This window comes from Pseudomonas sp. GW821-FHT07G10 (assembly GCF_059418545.1).
This window is the reverse complement of the sequence record NZ_JBWKQB010000031.1, coordinates 32,598-47,720: the sequence shown is the minus strand read 5'-3', so window position 1 is coordinate 47,720 and position 15,123 is coordinate 32,598. Positions and strand designations below refer to the sequence as shown.

The 15,123-nt window shown below is 58.1% G+C and carries 15 protein-coding genes; 6 read left to right on the top strand and 9 right to left on the bottom strand.

From position 1 onward, the window contains the following. Positions 1-47: 47 nt before the first annotated feature. From AC07O1_RS25625 to AC07O1_RS25610, 4 genes are read right to left on the bottom strand one after another with little or no spacing between them, the layout of a single operon-like run. Positions 48-248, bottom strand: coding sequence for a 2-hydroxymuconate tautomerase family protein (locus tag AC07O1_RS25625; RefSeq protein WP_495090601.1), 201 nt, complete (start codon positions 246-248; stop codon positions 48-50). A 4-nt stretch (positions 249-252) separates the two neighbouring features. Then, complete coding sequence (locus AC07O1_RS25620) at positions 253-1,020, bottom strand: 2-keto-4-pentenoate hydratase (RefSeq protein WP_495090600.1); 768 nt, start codon at positions 1,018-1,020, stop codon at positions 253-255. Continuing rightward, positions 1,017-1,856 (bottom strand): 2-keto-4-pentenoate hydratase, encoded by an 840-nt coding sequence (locus AC07O1_RS25615; protein ID WP_495090599.1) that lies wholly within the window; start codon positions 1,854-1,856, stop codon positions 1,017-1,019. Before AC07O1_RS25615 ends, AC07O1_RS25620 begins: the two co-directional genes overlap by 4 nt. Positions 1,857-1,867: 11 nt before the next feature. After that, positions 1,868-2,320: a carboxymuconolactone decarboxylase family protein gene (locus AC07O1_RS25610; protein ID WP_480415886.1), complete on the bottom strand. Its 453-nt coding sequence runs from the start codon at positions 2,318-2,320 to the stop codon at positions 1,868-1,870. Positions 2,321-2,647: 327 nt separating this feature from the next. On the opposite strand from AC07O1_RS25610, the gene AC07O1_RS25605 reads away from it, so the two are divergent. The 3 genes from AC07O1_RS25605 (at position 2,648) to AC07O1_RS25595 (ending at position 5,934) form a co-directional block, all read left to right on the top strand. After that, positions 2,648-3,982, top strand: coding sequence for an MFS transporter (locus AC07O1_RS25605; protein ID WP_495090598.1), 1,335 nt, complete (start codon positions 2,648-2,650; stop codon positions 3,980-3,982). A 79-nt stretch (positions 3,983-4,061) separates the two neighbouring features. Then, the gene (gene aroQ / locus AC07O1_RS25600; RefSeq protein WP_495090597.1) at positions 4,062-4,505 is read left to right on the top strand and encodes a type II 3-dehydroquinate dehydratase; all 444 of its coding nucleotides are present in this window, start codon (positions 4,062-4,064) and stop codon (positions 4,503-4,505) included. Between the two features lie 151 nt (positions 4,506-4,656). Beyond that, positions 4,657-5,934, top strand: a complete 1,278-nt coding sequence (locus AC07O1_RS25595; protein ID WP_495090596.1) for an OprD family porin — start codon at positions 4,657-4,659, stop codon at positions 5,932-5,934. Positions 5,935-6,146: 212 nt separating this feature from the next. Here the strand turns inward: AC07O1_RS25595 and AC07O1_RS25590 are convergent, their stop codons facing one another. Next, positions 6,147-6,857 (bottom strand): FadR/GntR family transcriptional regulator, encoded by a 711-nt coding sequence (locus AC07O1_RS25590; RefSeq protein WP_495090624.1) that lies wholly within the window; start codon positions 6,855-6,857, stop codon positions 6,147-6,149. Between the two features lie 570 nt (positions 6,858-7,427). On the opposite strand from AC07O1_RS25590, the gene AC07O1_RS25585 reads away from it, so the two are divergent. Both AC07O1_RS25585 and gudD read left to right on the top strand, forming a co-directional pair. Next, the gene (locus AC07O1_RS25585; RefSeq protein WP_495090623.1) at positions 7,428-8,756 is read left to right on the top strand and encodes an MFS transporter; all 1,329 of its coding nucleotides are present in this window, start codon (positions 7,428-7,430) and stop codon (positions 8,754-8,756) included. Between the two features lie 84 nt (positions 8,757-8,840). Beyond that, positions 8,841-10,193, top strand: a complete 1,353-nt coding sequence (gene gudD / locus AC07O1_RS25580) for a glucarate dehydratase (protein ID WP_495090595.1) — start codon at positions 8,841-8,843, stop codon at positions 10,191-10,193. Positions 10,194-10,386: 193 nt separating this feature from the next. Here gudD and AC07O1_RS25575 read toward each other — a convergent pair whose 3' ends face one another. The 4 genes from AC07O1_RS25575 to AC07O1_RS25560 are packed head-to-tail and all read right to left on the bottom strand — an operon-like array spanning position 10,387 to position 13,889. Continuing rightward, complete coding sequence (locus AC07O1_RS25575; protein WP_495090594.1) at positions 10,387-10,995, bottom strand: PqiC family protein; 609 nt, start codon at positions 10,993-10,995, stop codon at positions 10,387-10,389. A gap of 5 nt (positions 10,996-11,000) precedes the next feature. After that, entirely contained in the window at positions 11,001-12,674 is a 1,674-nt protein-coding gene (locus AC07O1_RS25570) for a PqiB family protein (RefSeq protein WP_495090593.1), read from the bottom strand. Then, a complete protein-coding gene (locus tag AC07O1_RS25565) occupies positions 12,667-13,281 on the bottom strand; it encodes a paraquat-inducible protein A (protein ID WP_495090592.1) in 615 nt (204 codons plus the stop codon). The genes AC07O1_RS25570 and AC07O1_RS25565 overlap by 8 nt, the downstream gene beginning before the upstream one ends. Continuing rightward, positions 13,278-13,889, bottom strand: a complete 612-nt coding sequence (locus AC07O1_RS25560; RefSeq protein ID WP_494994924.1) for a paraquat-inducible protein A — start codon at positions 13,887-13,889, stop codon at positions 13,278-13,280. Before AC07O1_RS25560 ends, AC07O1_RS25565 begins: the two co-directional genes overlap by 4 nt. A 338-nt stretch (positions 13,890-14,227) precedes the next feature. Here AC07O1_RS25560 and AC07O1_RS25555 point away from each other — a divergent pair, with 338 nt between their 5' ends. Continuing rightward, a complete protein-coding gene (locus tag AC07O1_RS25555; protein ID WP_495090591.1) occupies positions 14,228-15,025 on the top strand; it encodes a DJ-1/PfpI family protein in 798 nt (265 codons plus the stop codon). Positions 15,026-15,123: the final 98 nt, after the last annotated feature.

Here is a 15,123-nt window from a genome sequence, read left to right as displayed (position 1 = left end):
CTTGTTGTCCTTCTTGTGCTGTGCGTTGCCGGAGCGGGATCGATTGGCTAGACAGCCTTGCTGCGTCGCTCACGGATGGTTTCGCCGCCAGCCGCCCACAGGTTGTCCGGATACTCCTGAACCAGGACGCGAACGCTTTCCAGCGGAGCATCCAGACTTTCGGCAATGGCCCTGGACACGCTGACGATCAACGCCTGCTTCTTCTCATCACTACGGCCTTCGATGATGTTGATGATTGCGATAGGCATGGATTTAGTCCTGTACGTGAAAACCGATGCTGCCAAGGTGCTGCACGTCGAGGCGCACATAGGTACCCGGTACCAGCCACTCGGCCGGGGTTGCGGCACCGGCCATGATTATGGCGCCAGCCTGCAAGGGCTCACCCGCCTGAGCCGCCAGACGCGCAGCGGCGACCAGGGCACGTAACGGGTTGCCCAGAATCGCAGCGCTGGAGCCCATGTGCTGGGCCTTGCCGTCGAAGCTCATGACCATGCCCAGATTGCCGATGTCGCTATCCGGCGCATTCCAGGCACCGATGACGAAGCCCGAGGAAGAGGCGTTATCGGCGATCACATCCGGCAGGGAAAACTTGAAGTTCTGGTAGCGCGAATCAATGATTTCCAGCGCCGGAGCGATGGCTTCCACCGCCGCCAACGCTTCGCTGGCCGTGACATCGCCTGCCAGTGGACGCTGGAGCAGGAAAGCGATCTCAGGCTCGACGCGCGGGTGTACGTAACTGGAAAGCTTGACGGTGCTGCCCTCCTCCACGCGCATGCCGCTGGTCAAGCGGCCCCAAATCAAGTCGTCGATGCCCATTTGCAACATCTTTGCGCGACTGGTGAATCCCATCTTCATGCCGACTTGCCGCTCACCGCGACCCAGACGATGAGCAATGGATGCGGCCTGAATGCGGTAGGCATCGTCCAGGCTCATTTTCGATTCCGGGTCGATCTGATTGATGGCAACGGCGGTACGGGCCGCTTCGTCCAGACGGGCCGCGTATTCTGCGATCATGCTCATGCTTGCACCTTCTTGCTGTAGGCTTCGTCCGACTGTTGCTGGCCAGCATCGGCATCACCGAAGACGGCGACTACCGAACCCAAACCGGCTATACGCGCCTCGACCACATCACCGGGACGCACTTCAACCATCGGCCCCAATGCCCCGGAGAGCACCACGTCACCCGCGCGCAGGGGTTGCCCGACTTCGACCATCTTGCGGGCCAGCCAGACCACGGCATTCAGGGGATTACCCAGGCAAGCCTGACCGACACCGACCGATACCGGTTCGCCACTACGCTCCATGACCATCCCGCACAGGCTCAGGTCCAGATCCTTGATGTCCCGCGGCGAGCTGCCCAGCACATAGGCACCGGAAGACGCGTTGTCGGCAATGGTGTCAACAATGCGGATGTTCCAGTTGGCAATCCGGCTGCCGACGATTTCTATCGCTGGCAAGGCGTAGTCAATGGCATTGAGCACGTCGACCAGGCCCGGATTGGGCAGGTCCAGATCACGTTTGAGAACAAACGCGATCTCAGCCTCGACCTTGGGTTGATGCAGTGACTGCCAGGCAATCACTTCACCACTGCCGTAGCCCATGTCATCGAACAGCGCGCCGAAATCCGGTTGGTCTACGCCTAACTGTTTTTGCACCGCTTTGGACGTGAGACCGATTTTGCGCCCCACGATGCGCCGCCCTTTAGCCAATTGGCGCTCGGTGTTGATCTGCTGAATCGCGTAGGCGTCATCAATGCCGAATGAAGGTTGAACTTCACGTAACGGAGCGATCCATTCATGGCTCCGGGCAGCCTGGTCCAGCCAGTCCGCCGCGCACTGCAAACTCGAATCGTTCATGGCGGTGCTCCTCAGGTTGGGTAGACGACCGGCTCTTCACGAGCCGCGACCCGTGCCAGCAAATCTGCGCCGCGGTTTGCCGCCGGCAGCCCCCGAAACAGGAAACACAGACTGATAGTTGCCTGCAGCTCTTCCCAGCTGGCGCCACAACGGCGAGCGGCCAGGCAATGGGTTTCGGCAGCGTCGTTGCCATCCATCAGCAACATGCCGAACAGGATGATCTGCACCATCTTCGGATCCAGGTGTGGGGTATCCATGGCGTGACTGCGCATGGCTTCTTGCATCTGGACCAGTTCCGGGTCGAGCACGCCGGTAATGCCGAAACGCGACTGGATGCGGGGCGGGACGTAACCCAGCAGATCGCGGTAGGCCCCTCCATAGGTTTCCAGAGTACTTGCCTGGGTGGCGCTATCCAGTTTGGCGGACTGGGAAATAGCGTCGAGATTGACCCTCGTTGCTGACATTGCGATCTCCTTGGATCTTTTGTTTTGCATGCAAAATGCAAGATGACCCAAAAAGTAATCGCCCTTAAAAGCCAAGTCAAGAGATAAAAAAATGCAGAGACGGCAAATAAATCAACAAAAAAACAACTTAAATGCATGTAAAACGGCATGAATAAGATATCAACGGCGCTAACAACCCAAACTTTGCATGCAAAAATAAAAATCTGCGCTTGACACCACGATCTACCTCTCACTAGCCTGAGCACCCATCAACTGCATGCAAAAAGTCACAACGCAGCTTGAGCATCATCACAAAGTCCCGACAACAACAATATGGGTACTCAAGACATGTCCAATAAAACTGGAGGCACCGCATCCGCGGCTCCGCTGACCTATACCCCCGCGACAAGCGTCAAGCGCACCCGCGCTCGCTTCGTCATCCTTGCTCTGCTCGCCATCGGTACCATGATCAATTACCTGGACCGAACGATTCTGGGTATCGCCGCACCTGAACTCACCAAGGACCTGGGAATCACAGCTGTGACCATGGGCTTTGTGTTCTCGGCCTTCTCCTGGACATACGCCCTGGCGCAAATTCCTGGCGGGCTGTTCCTGGATCGTTTCGGCAGCAAGGTCACCTACTTTCTGGCACTTACCTTCTGGTCGGCATTTACCTTGCTGCAAGGCTTCAGCGTCGGCATCAAGTCGCTGCTGCTGTGTCGTTTCGGACTGGGGATCAGTGAAGCGCCGTGTTTCCCGACCAACAGTCGGGTGGTCGGCACCTGGTTTCCGCAGCAGGAGCGCGCCCGGGCAACAGCTATCTATACCGTCGGTGAATACCTGGGGCTGGCCTGCTTTGCGCCGGTCTTGTTCTGGATCATGGGTACTTACGGCTGGCGAGCGATCTTCGTCATTGTCGGGGTGATCGGCATCCTCTTCGGACTGGTCTGGTGGCGCATATATCGCGAGCCCCACGAGTCCACCAACGCCAATCAGGCTGAACTGGATTACATCGCTGCCGGCGGCGGCCTGGCGAAAGCCGACGAACAATCGACCCCTTTCTCCTGGTCCAACGTGCGCCAATTGCTGTCGTACCGTCAGATCATTGGTGCGTCCATCGGCCAATTCGCCGGCAACACTGTTCTGGTGTTCTTCCTCACCTGGTTCCCGACCTACCTGGCCACGGAACGCCACATGGGCTGGATCAAGGTCGGCTTCTTTTCGATCATGCCGTTCCTGGCGGCCGCCGCTGGCGTGATGTTCGGTGGCTGGCTGTCCGACCAACTGCTCAAACGTACCGGCTCGGCCAACATCGCCCGCAAGCTGCCGATCATCGCCGGGCTGTTAATGGCCAGCACCATCATCGGCGCCAACTACGTGGAATCCGATGTGCTGGTCATCTCGATCCTGTCCTTTGCCTTTTTCGGTCAAGGCATGGTGGGTCTTGGCTGGACGCTGATCTCTGACGTCGCACCGAAAAAACTCATGGGCCTGACCGGCGGCCTTTTCAACTTCTGCGCCAATCTTTCCGGAATCACTACGCCGCTGGTCATCGGTTTCATTATCGCGGGCACCGGTTCGTTCTATTACGCGCTGATCTATGTCGGTGCCGCTGCGCTCCTGGGTGTAATCGCCTATGCCTTGATCGTCGGCGACGTACACCGCATCGAGCTCAAAGATTGATCCCTGCTCACCGCTCAGATGACGAAAACCGGCCACGCGCTCGAACAGGTCAACTCACTGGACTTAAGGAATGAACATCATGAATGTCCTCATGCTGCACGGCATCAACCACAACATGTTCGGCAAGCGTGATCCGGCTCAATACGGAACGGTGACGCTAGCCGAAATCGACGCCAGTCTGCGCGCCCTCGGCGAGGAGCTCGGCGCCCAGATCGAGAGCTTCCAGACCAACAGCGAAGGTGAAATGTGCGAGCGCATTCACCAGGGCTACTTCGATAACGTGGATGCCGTGCTGATCAACGCCGGTGCCTGGACTCACTACAGCTACGGCATCCGCGACGCCCTGGCGATTCTCACGGTGCCGGTGGTGGAGCTGCACATGTCCAACATCCACGCGCGCGAAGCGTTCCGCCATCAGTCGGTGTTTGCCGAGATCGTCAAAGGCCAGATCTGCGGTTTTGGCGTGGACAGTTATTTGCTGGGGTTACGTGCGGCCGTATCAGCGGCACGCAACCTGGCGTGATGACCGCAAGCAAGGCCCCGGCCTGAAACTTCATCTCCACCTGCCAGTCGGTGGGTGGTCGATCCAAACCGAATTCATTGATCCGCCGTGTGCGCCTGGCGCAGCCGGACGGATTCGTGCAAGCCAACATAAGTACTTGGGAATAAAAACAATGACACTCAAGGTCACTCGCTCGCCACTGAGTAACGCACCTCGTTATGCCCTGACCACCTTGGCACTGAGTCTGGCGGCCGGAACGCCGGTGTTCGCTGCATCGTCAGGCTTCGTCGAAGACAGCACCGCGACCCTCACTGCCCGTAACTTCTATATCAATCGCAATTTCGTTGATCCGGCGTATCCGCAGGCGAAAGCGGAGGAATGGACGCAGAGCTTCATCCTCGATGCACGATCTGGCTTTACTCAGGGCACTGTCGGTTTCGGCGTAGACGTACTCGGTCTGTACTCGCAAAAGCTCGACGGCGGACGCGGCACCGGCGGGACGCAGCTCCTGCCATTGGACAGCGATGGTCGCCCAGCCGACAACTTCGGTCGCCTGGGCGTGGCCTTTAAATCCAGGATTTCAAAAACCGAATTGAAAGTCGGCGAATGGATGCCGGTACTGCCAATCCTGCGTTCGGACGATGGCCGCTCCTTGCCCCAGACCTTCCGTGGTGGCCAGATCACCTCGAAGGAAATCGACGGCCTGACCCTCTATGGCGGCCAGTTCCGCGCCAACAGCCCGCGCAACGATTCGAGCATGAGCGACATGTCGATGAACGGCAAAGCGGCATTCACCTCGGACCGCTTCAACTTCGAAGGCGGCGAATACACCTTCAATGAAAAACGCACCCAGATCGGTCTGTGGAACGCCGAACTCAAAGACATCTACAGCCAGCAATACCTCAACCTGGTGCACACTCAGCCCTTGGGGGACTGGACCCTGGGGGCCAACCTGGGCTTCTTTTACGGCAAGGAGGACGGCAGTGCCCGGGCCGGCGATCTGGACAACAAAACCTGGTCCGGGTTGTTCTCGGCCAAGTACGGCGGCAACACCTTCTATGTCGGCCTGCAGAAAGTCACCGGCGACAACGCCTGGATGCGGGTCAACGGTACCAGCGGCGGCACCCTGGCCAACGACAGCTACAACTCAAGCTACGACAACGCCAAGGAAAAGTCCTGGCAGCTGCGCCACGACTACAACTTCGCCGCCCTCGGCGTGCCCGGCCTGACCCTGATGAACCGCTACATCAGCGGTGACAATGTGCATACCGGGACCATCACCGATGGCAAGGAATGGGGTCGCGAGACCGAAGTGGGCTATACCGTGCAGAGTGGAGCCCTGAAGAGCCTTAACCTCAAATGGCGCAATTCGAGTATCCGCAAAGACTTCAGCACCAATGAGTTCGATGAGAATCGGCTGATCATCAACTATCCGCTCTCATTGCTTTGAGGGCCCAGCTACATTGAGCCCGGCGGATGGAGCTGAAAAAACTCTGTCCGCGGTCAATTCAGCTGATCTGACAATCCCACGATGCACTTGCAGCCACTCACCCACTTTCATGACGCCAATCAGGCGTGCCGGTATCGGGTGTCACGATAGTGTTCAGCGAATCCCGGCAGCACATGCCCGATGCAGCCCAAAGCCGCCCAAGGCCTACAGGCTCAATCTGCAGAAAACCTCTCACGACTGTTCGTCAGATGTAACCACATCGCCGCTCGGGCGGCGTCCGGGTCCTGCTTTTTGATGGCATTGAGAATGGCTTCGTGCTCAAGATTGGCAAGGTGTCCGAGCCTGGCCAGGTCGGCTCCGCCACGCTCAGTGGCGTTCACCCGAGTTCTGGGAATCATGGAACTCCCCAAATACTGCATGATTTCGGTAAAGCAGGTATTACCTGTGGCCTGGGCAATGAGTAAATGAAAGCGCTGGTCCGCTTCGACACAGCTGTCGTTATTGGCCAATAAACCCTGATAGTCATCCAGTGCTTTACGCATCTGCGACAACTGTTTCGGGCTGCGACGCGTTGCGGCCAGGGCTGCCGCCTGGGTTTCGAGGCCCATGCGCAACTCCAGAATGTTGCGCACACTCATGGCGGTATCGACATTCAGTCGCAAGCCCTGCTCGGGTAAGCGCTCAAGCACAAAAGTGCCGATACCGTGGCGAGTCTCCACCAAACCGGAGGCTTGCAATTTCGAGATCGCCTCACGCACTACCGTACGACTGACACCATGCTCGCGAACAATCGCATTTTCTGCGGGAAGCTTTTGCCCGGGTTTGATTTGGCCCAGCAAAATGCTTTGGGTAAGCACCGTAACCAATTCATGGGCAAGATTGTGGGAGCGCTTGCGAGCAGGTGCATCAGGGGTATTTTGCATAATGATCATCCGCAAATCCGGGCTATCGAATCGTAACACCTTGCCGGTTTTGTGTTGCGCGCCTTCCATATCTGTCATGAAACGGTGCATCAAAAATCGATCAACGTTGTATGACAACACTCAACAAAAGGCCTGTAACCCGACACTTTTTGGGCTCTCCCTCAGAAGATCTTCGTTTCGAACCCAGCAAAAGCAGAACCTCGACAAAACCCTATAAAACCTCATTAACCGCCTATATTAGGGGTTAAACAGCACTTTTAGCGAGTTTAAATGCATAAAAAACGGCAATTTTAGAACGACAAAATCAACTTTCCTGGCTTGTGATGGAAAAATCTCAGTTGTATGATGTCTATCAACAAAAATCGCACCTCTCCTAACAAAAACCGCGAAGCAGGCTGACTCACCATGAATCCACAAGCACCTCATACCCTCCTTTCTGCAGGCCTACTGTCCTCCCCTGTCACTGATTTCGATACCGCCCCTTAGGCACCCGCCTGACACTTAATTCAGTCGTACCCCGCATAAAAATAACGAGTGGGAGATCAGATTGTGAGCACATCCAATTCCAAGGTGAGTGACGGCGCAGATCCGGCGTTGCTTTCGGCTGTTGCGAAAGTAAAGCGGCATGTCCTGCCCCTGTTTGTCATCATGTTTATCGTTAACTACATTGACCGAGTGAATATCGGCTTCGTGCGTTCGTACATGGAGCACGATCTTGGCATCGGTGCCGCAGCCTACGGCTTCGGTGCCGGCTTGTTCTTCATCGCTTACGCGCTGTTCGAAGTCCCTTCCAACATACTCCTGCAAAAAGTCGGCGCCCGTATCTGGTTGACCCGCATCATGCTGACCTGGGGCATTGTCGCCGCCTGCATGGCGTTCATTCAGAACGAAACCCACTTCTACATTCTGCGATTCCTCCTGGGTGTTGCCGAAGCAGGCTTCTTCCCCGGCGTGATCTATTACTTCACCCGCTGGTTGCCCGGTGTGGAGCGCGGTAAAGCGATCGCAATCTTTCTCAGCGGCTCGGCGTTTGCCTCTCTGATTTCCGGCCCCTTGTCCGGGTTGCTGCTGCAAATCAATGGTTTTGGCATGCACGGCTGGCAGTGGATGTACTTCATTGAAGGGTTGTTTTCGGTGGTGCTGTGCGTCTTCGTCTGGTTCTGGCTTGATTCCAGACCCCACGATGCCAAATGGCTGACCCGCGCCGAGCAGGATGCACTGGTCAATGCCATTGATGCAGAACAACTGGCGCGCGAAGCAGCAACGCCGATCAAACCGTCGTTGGGCAAACTGCTCAAGGATCGCCAGATCATTGTGTTCTGTCTGATCTACTTCTTCATCCAGCTGACCATCTATGCCGCGACATTCTGGTTGCCGAGCATCATCAAGAAGATGGGCGATCTCAGCGACGTCCAGGTCGGGCTGTTCAATTCGATTCCGTGGCTGCTGTCCATCGTCGGCATGTACGCCTTCGCCTCGCTATCGGCCAAGTGGAAGCACCAGCAAGCCTGGGTCGCCGTTGCACTGTTGATTGCCGCTGTGGGGATGTTCATGTCCACCACCGGTGGGCCGATCTTCGCCTTCGTTGCCATTTGCTTTGCGGCTTTGGGTTTCAAGTCGGCGTCGTCGCTGTTCTGGCCGATTCCACAGGCGTATCTGGATGCACGAATCGCCGCCGGTGTGATCGCGCTGATCAACTCGGTCGGCAATCTCGGTGGCTTTGTTGCACCGACGACTTTTGGATTGCTGGAAGAACGCACCGGCTCGATCCAGGGTGGTTTGTACGGCCTGGCCGCGACATCCATTATCGCCGCGATCATCGTCTTCGCCGCGCGTAACAAGCCTAAAGGCGCACCGGTTGTCGCGACAGCAAACCAACACCAACCTAGCCACTCCTGAAAAGGACGGGGGTCGAGCGCCATGGCCGATCAACGCCAGGCAGCGGCCCCGGATCAAACGAATACGAATGTACAGGACAACGAAATGAACCCCTCGAACGCTCAAGACGCAGGCAAAGCCCCGGTTATTACCAGCATGCAGATCATCCCGGTGGCCGGTCACGATGGCATGTTGCTCAACCTCAGCGGCGCCCACGGTCCGTTCTTCACCCGCAACATCGTAATTCTCAAGGACAATGCCGGTCACACCGGTGTCGGCGAAGTGCCTGGTGGCGAGCGCATTCGCCAGACCCTCGAAGATGCCCGCTCACTGGTGGTCGGCAACAGCATTGGCACCTACCAGAAAATCTTGAATAGCGTGCGCCAGGCCTTTGCCGAACGTGACGCTGGTGGCCGCGGTTTGCAGACCTTCGACCTTCGCATCACCATCCATGCCGTCACCGGCCTTGAAGCCGCCCTCCTCGATCTGTTGGGTCAACACCTGGACGTACCGGTCGCAGCCCTGCTTGGTGAAGGCCAGCAGCGCGATGAAGTGAAAATGCTCGGTTATCTGTTTTATGTCGGTGATCGCAATCAGACCGACCTGGCCTACCGAAGCGAACCGGATGCGGATAACGACTGGTTCCGCGTGCGCCATGAACAAGCCCTGACTGCCGAATCCGTAGTGCGCCTGGCCGAGGCGGCTCATGCCCGTTATGGCTTCAAGGACTTCAAGCTCAAGGGCGGCGTGTTAAGCGGCGATGAAGAAATCCAGGCCGTTACCGCCCTGGCCGAGCGCTTCCCCGACGCGCGTATCACGCTGGACCCCAATGGCGCCTGGTCGCTGAAAGAAGCCATCCGTCTATGCCGCGATCAACATCATGTGCTGGCTTACGCGGAAGATCCCTGTGGCGCAGAGAACGGCTTTTCCGGTCGAGAAGTCATGGCTGAATTCCGTCGTGCGACCGGTTTGAAAACAGCGACCAACATGATCGCCACCGACTGGCGCGAAATGGGCCATGCGATCCAGCTGCAATCGGTGGACATCCCGCTGGCCGACCCGCACTTCTGGACCATGCAGGGTTCGGTCCGGGTGGCACAGATGTGCAACGAATGGGGTCTGACCTGGGGCTCGCATTCCAACAATCACTTCGACATCTCATTGGCGATGTTCACCCACGTGGCCGCTGCTGCGCCGGGTGAAATCACCGCCATCGACACTCACTGGATCTGGCAGGACGGTCAACGGCTGACCAAAGCACCGCTGCAAATAGTCGATGGCTGCGTGCAAGTTCCAAAAAAACCAGGCCTGGGTGTCGAGCTGGATATGGATCAAGTCGCCAAGGCTCACGAGCTGTACAAAGGCATGGGGCTCGGCGCGCGGGACGACAGCGTTGCCATGCAGTTTCTGATCCCTGGCTGGAAATTCAACAACAAACAGCCGTGCCTGGTGCGCTGAACCCACTGCGCCGCCCTTGTAGGAGCAGCCGGTCGACGCTCGATTGCTCGCGATGGACGTTAACGATAACGCGTGTTTTCTGAATAAACGCGTCGCCCTTGAGTCCATCGTCGGAACGCCGCCCGGAGCAAGCTCGCTCCTACAACAGAGACCTCATTTCCTTAAACTGACTGGCCCTGGCGACTCAACTGACCTAAGGGCACCCTGTCCCCTGCTGTTTCGACCAGCTGCGCGCGGCGCCAGCAATGATGCTCGCCAATTGCCCGATGGCCTGCTGATGGGCCGACACCAGATCCTGCACCTGCGGGCCGGCGGGTTGGCGGACGACGCTGCTGCACGTCAGGCTACGACGCTTTTCGCCATCGCCGCGCAGGCTGATGCTCCAGACCACATCGATCAAGGCGTACTGGCCCGGCAGTGAGTCGAAACGCCGGACGTCGGTTTGCAGCGAGAGTGTCGGGAGCCCCGGGTTCTTGGGTAAGCCTGCCAGTTCCCGGACGCCCAGCTTGAGTTCCATCTGGTCGGCCAGGGCGTCATGGAATTCGTCGGCCAGTGGTGCGCTCCAGCGCGAGGTTTCGAGGATCGCCAAGGCTCCGCTGCCCTGGCGAACAACCACTTGTGGCTGGTCGACCTGGACCGGTATGCGCACTGGCTGCATCTCGAACTGGAAGGCTGGCGCAGCGATATTCGTGCGTGCAGTGCTATCCGTCGCCGTCGGCACCAGCGTGTAGTAGTGGGTCGGCGCCGAGCTGCAGGCGGCCAGGCCCACTGTGGCGAAAATGGCCAGGGAGCGAAGAGTCATGGTGTTCATTGCTGGTCAATGTCCCGGGAGGATGAAGTCGACGATTTATAGCTATCGGGCTGGTTGTCTTTGAGGTGCCCGCGGATCAGTGCCTCGGGATGCCGGCCCAGGAAATCGGTCAGCACCCGCACCGAACGAGCAGTACGCTGGACTTCTTCCATCGTCTGACCCAACTGCTGGCGCTGCGGAGAGTCTTCGGAAATGCTGTCATTGGCCGAGGCCATGGTTTTTCTGGTCTCCACCAGGGTATCGCGCATTTGCGGCAGCACTTCACCATTGACCTTTGTCAGGGTTTTCTGCAGCTCGCCAAGGCTACCGTTGAGGTTGGCAGCAATCTGCTCGATCGGCAGTTTGCTGATCTTGTCGACCACGTTTTGCAGTTGCTCCTGAAGTTTATCCAGGCTGCCCGGTATCGTCGGAATATCCATCGGCCGTGCCGTCACGTCGAACGTCACCGGTTTTGCATGAGGCTCGAAATCCAGAGCGATGAAGAGTTGCCCGGTGAGCAGGTTACCGGTTCGAGCCTGCGCCCTGAGCCCGCGCGCGACTAACTCGGCCATCAATTGCGCACTTTTGGTTTCATCTTCCGCGCCCCGCAGTTTCAACATCTTTTCATGGGCCTTACCCAACCTGGTTGGGTAAATCACGGCGCCAATAATGGTCGGAAAGTCTTTCTTGTCCTCGTCATAATCCAGGTCAACCGAGACCACCCGGCCCAGGTTCACCCCGTGAAACTCCACCGGCGCGTTGACCACCAGGCCGCGCAACGGTTGATTGAAGCGCATACGGATGTAGCGTGGCTCGCCATCGGCTGGCGCCATGGCGGTGTCCTGATCATTGAAGAGGGTAAATTTGGCATGCTCTTCGGCCTGCTGGGGATTGGGGCTGTATTTGGGCTCAACGAACGCGATGCCCCCGGCCAGAATCGATGCCGCCGATTCGGTGTTCACCTTCAGGCCATCGGCGCCCAGGCTGACATTGACGCCGCTGGCGTTCCAGAAGCGCGTATCGCTAGTCACGAACTGGTCGTTCGGGGCATGGACAAAGATCTGCACTTCGACGCCTTTACCGTCCTCGGACAGTTGATAGGACACCACCTCGCCAACCGGAATGCGGCGGTAATAGACGTTGGAGCCGATATCCAGCGAGCCAAGGTTGTCGGTGCGCAAGGTATAACGCTTGCCCTTCTGACCGTAGGTAATGGGCGGTGGGGTTTCCAGGCCGACAAAGTTATCTTTGGTGTTGTCCGATTCGCCGGCATCGGCCCCGATAAAGGCGCCGGACAACAGCGTATCGATCCCGGAGACACCGTTGGCGCCGATGCGCGGGCGCACCACCCAGAAGCGCGAGTCATCGGTCGCAAACGACTTGGCTGAAGCATCCAGGTCGATGGTGGTCTCGACGTGACTGCGGTCGTCTGCCAGGGCAATCGAGGTCACTTTGCCGATTACCACGTTCTTGTATTTGACCTGGGTCTTGTTGACCTCCAGCCCTTCGGCAGTCAGAAAACTCACAGTGATCTGCGGCCCCGCCTGCCTGGCGTTATGCACCACCATCGACAACCCCACCAGCGCCGCGACAATCGGCACCAGCCACACCAGGGATACGTTGAAACGCCGACGCTTGATCTCAGGGGTACCCGGAGCAGGTGTATCGGAGGAACTTGGGTGATCAGGCATCTTCAACCTCTGCGTCCCAGATAAGCCTGGGATCAAAACTCATGGCAGCGAACATCGTCAGTACCACCACCAAACCAAAAAATAGAATGCCCATCCGCGGATCGATGGTGCTGAGCGAGCGAAACTGCACCAGGGCGGCGATCAGGGCCACCACCAGCACGTCGAGCATGGACCAGTAACCCACCACTTCGACCAGCCGATACAATTTGGCCCGCTCACGCATGGCCCAGCGACTGCGGCGCTGACAGGTAATCAGCAGCGTGCCCAGTACCAGAAACTTCATGCACGGCACCGCCACGCTGGCGATGAAAATAACCAGCGCCAGGTCCCACTCGCCTGCGTGCCAGAACTCTATGATCCCGCTGAAGATGGTGTTTTCACTGCCACTGCCAAAGATGTTGGTGTACATCACCGGCATCACATTGGCCGGGATGTAGCAAATCATGCTGGCCAACAGCAGTGCCCAGGTACGGGCCAGGCTATTGGGTTTGCGTCGATGCACAGTGGCGTCGCAGCGGAAGCAACGCGCGTCCGTCAATGGGCAAACCTGGCCGCAGGTATGACACAAGACCAGATTCATTTCGCTGGCATAGGGCGGCAGGCTCATGGAATCACCCCCTCCAGGTCTTTCCACAGCCTGCGGATGCCTTTACCCGAGATCAGGATGATCAGCACGGTCAGCATCGCCAGCGCCCACAGCCCGAGACCTGGATGCACATCGAGCATGCCGGCCAGCTTGATGATCGCCACCAGAATCCCCAGCAAACACACTTCGAGCATGCTCCAGGGGCGCAGCTGTTCCAGGGACCGCATACAGACCTTGAAGCCCGGAGCCGCGCGCCCGAGCAGGGCAAAACCGAGTACCCAGCACAACAAGATGATTTGCAGCATTGGCGCAAGGATGATCGTCAGCCCCGCCACTGCCGCCATTACGCTGATTTGTCCCTGCGCCAGGGCTTCCACCGACTGCCACAGCGTTGCCTGGTTGCTCAGGCCTTGCAGGCTGATGGAGATGACCGGAAAGGCGTTGGCGAAGACGAACAGCAGCGCCGCGCTGATGGACAGCGCGAGGAGTTGTTGAATGCTGAGCTGGCCACCACGGTCCAGAATGGCCGAGCAACGGACGCAACGCGCGGTCTCACCTTTGGCCAAGGCTACGGGCTTGTATACCGAGTCGCAGTGCTCGCAGATGATCCAGGCTGGGGAAGATGTCATGGGCTCGACCGAGGTGCATTGAGGATCTATAGGTTTAATGTGCCATTGTCCTTGGGGAGCCAAATTATCATAGACCCGATTGATATCGAAAAGCCGTTAACTCTTTTGTTGCCGCCTAGTGGCCTGTACGGCTGGTTCGTTAGCTCAAATTCGGATGTCGGCGGCCCAGAGCCAAGGCGCTGTGACGAGTCATAGCCCGCTATGGCGAGGAACAGCAACGCAGGATATGGGCTGCTGGCACCGAAGTTGACTAACAGAACCAGCCGTACAGGCCACTAAAGCTGCGCTAACGTGATTAACCACAACCACTCACACATTATTAACGCGAGCGAGCCTGAATGATCCTCTTCCTGCTACCTCAAGCCGACTACGATCCCACCGAAAGCAGCGTGCCCTGGCAGGCACTGCGCCAAGCCGGCATTGACGTGAGTTTCTCCACTCCCCATGGCTTGCCCGCCTATGCGGACCCGCGGCTGGTCGCCATTGGCTTCGGTCCGCTGAACCCGTTTCTGATGACACGTAACGCCGATCTTCAGCACTACCAATCCATGATCACTGACGATGGGTTCCGCAAACCCATGGCCTACGCCGATGTCGACCCCACCCGGTTCGAAGGGCTGGTGATTCCCGGCGGCCATGCCGTCGGCATGCGCAGCTTGCTGGAGTCGGAACAGGCCAGGCGCATCGCCCTGCACTTCTTCAAAGCGAACAAACCGGTCGCCGCCGTCTGCCACGGTGTGTTGCTGCTGGCCCGCACTCTGGACCCTGACTCCGGTCTATCGGTATTGCACAGACGCAAGGCCACTGCACTGTTGAAAAGCATGGAACTGCTGGCCTGGGCGGTTACCGCCCCGTTGCTCGGCCGCTACTACCGCACGTATCCGCAGACGGTCGAGGAGGAAGTCAAAGCCGAACTGGCCAGCCCCGACGACTTTATGTCCGGGCCGCTGCTGCCGCTACGCGATTCGGCAGCGCAGCCGCACCGCGGCTTCGTGGTCCGCGATGGCAATCTACTGACGGCACGCTGGCCGGGCGATTGCCACCGGTTTGCGGGTGAGTTGGTGACGATGCTGGAACAAGCCCGAGTTGCAGTTTCGCAACCAACTACAGACGATCCAGCGTCGGTGTCGCCATAAGCGCACTGGATACGGCGCGAGCATCGTCGGTATCACTCACACCCCTTGCGTATCTGGCCCTTACACCACTGATAAGCAATGTGTCGCCGTTCACCCCC

Bases quoted from the DNA above. Each gene is read 5' to 3' on its own strand.
- AC07O1_RS25615 (WP_495090599.1), bottom strand. From the start codon at position 1,856: ATGAACGATTCGAGTTTGCAGTGCGCGGCGGACTGGCTGGACCAGGCT.
- AC07O1_RS25595 (WP_495090596.1), top strand. From the start codon at position 4,657: ATGACACTCAAGGTCACTCGCTCGCCACTGAGTAACGCACCTCGTTAT.
- AC07O1_RS25610 (WP_480415886.1), bottom strand. From the start codon at position 2,320: ATGTCAGCAACGAGGGTCAATCTCGACGCTATTTCCCAGTCCGCCAAA.
- AC07O1_RS25570 (WP_495090593.1), bottom strand. From the start codon at position 12,674: ATGCCTGATCACCCAAGTTCCTCCGATACACCTGCTCCGGGTACCCCT.
- AC07O1_RS25560 (WP_494994924.1), bottom strand. From the start codon at position 13,889: ATGACATCTTCCCCAGCCTGGATCATCTGCGAGCACTGCGACTCGGTA.
- AC07O1_RS25590 (WP_495090624.1), bottom strand. From the start codon at position 6,857: ATGCAAAATACCCCTGATGCACCTGCTCGCAAGCGCTCCCACAATCTT.
- AC07O1_RS25620 (WP_495090600.1), bottom strand. From the start codon at position 1,020: ATGAGCATGATCGCAGAATACGCGGCCCGTCTGGACGAAGCGGCCCGT.
- AC07O1_RS25565 (WP_495090592.1), bottom strand. From the start codon at position 13,281: ATGAGCCTGCCGCCCTATGCCAGCGAAATGAATCTGGTCTTGTGTCAT.
- aroQ (WP_495090597.1), top strand. From the start codon at position 4,062: ATGAATGTCCTCATGCTGCACGGCATCAACCACAACATGTTCGGCAAG.
- AC07O1_RS25555 (WP_495090591.1), top strand. From the start codon at position 14,228: ATGATCCTCTTCCTGCTACCTCAAGCCGACTACGATCCCACCGAAAGC.
- AC07O1_RS25625 (WP_495090601.1), bottom strand. From the start codon at position 248: ATGCCTATCGCAATCATCAACATCATCGAAGGCCGTAGTGATGAGAAG.
- gudD (WP_495090595.1), top strand. From the start codon at position 8,841: ATGAACCCCTCGAACGCTCAAGACGCAGGCAAAGCCCCGGTTATTACC.
- AC07O1_RS25575 (WP_495090594.1), bottom strand. From the start codon at position 10,995: ATGACTCTTCGCTCCCTGGCCATTTTCGCCACAGTGGGCCTGGCCGCC.
- AC07O1_RS25605 (WP_495090598.1), top strand. From the start codon at position 2,648: ATGTCCAATAAAACTGGAGGCACCGCATCCGCGGCTCCGCTGACCTAT.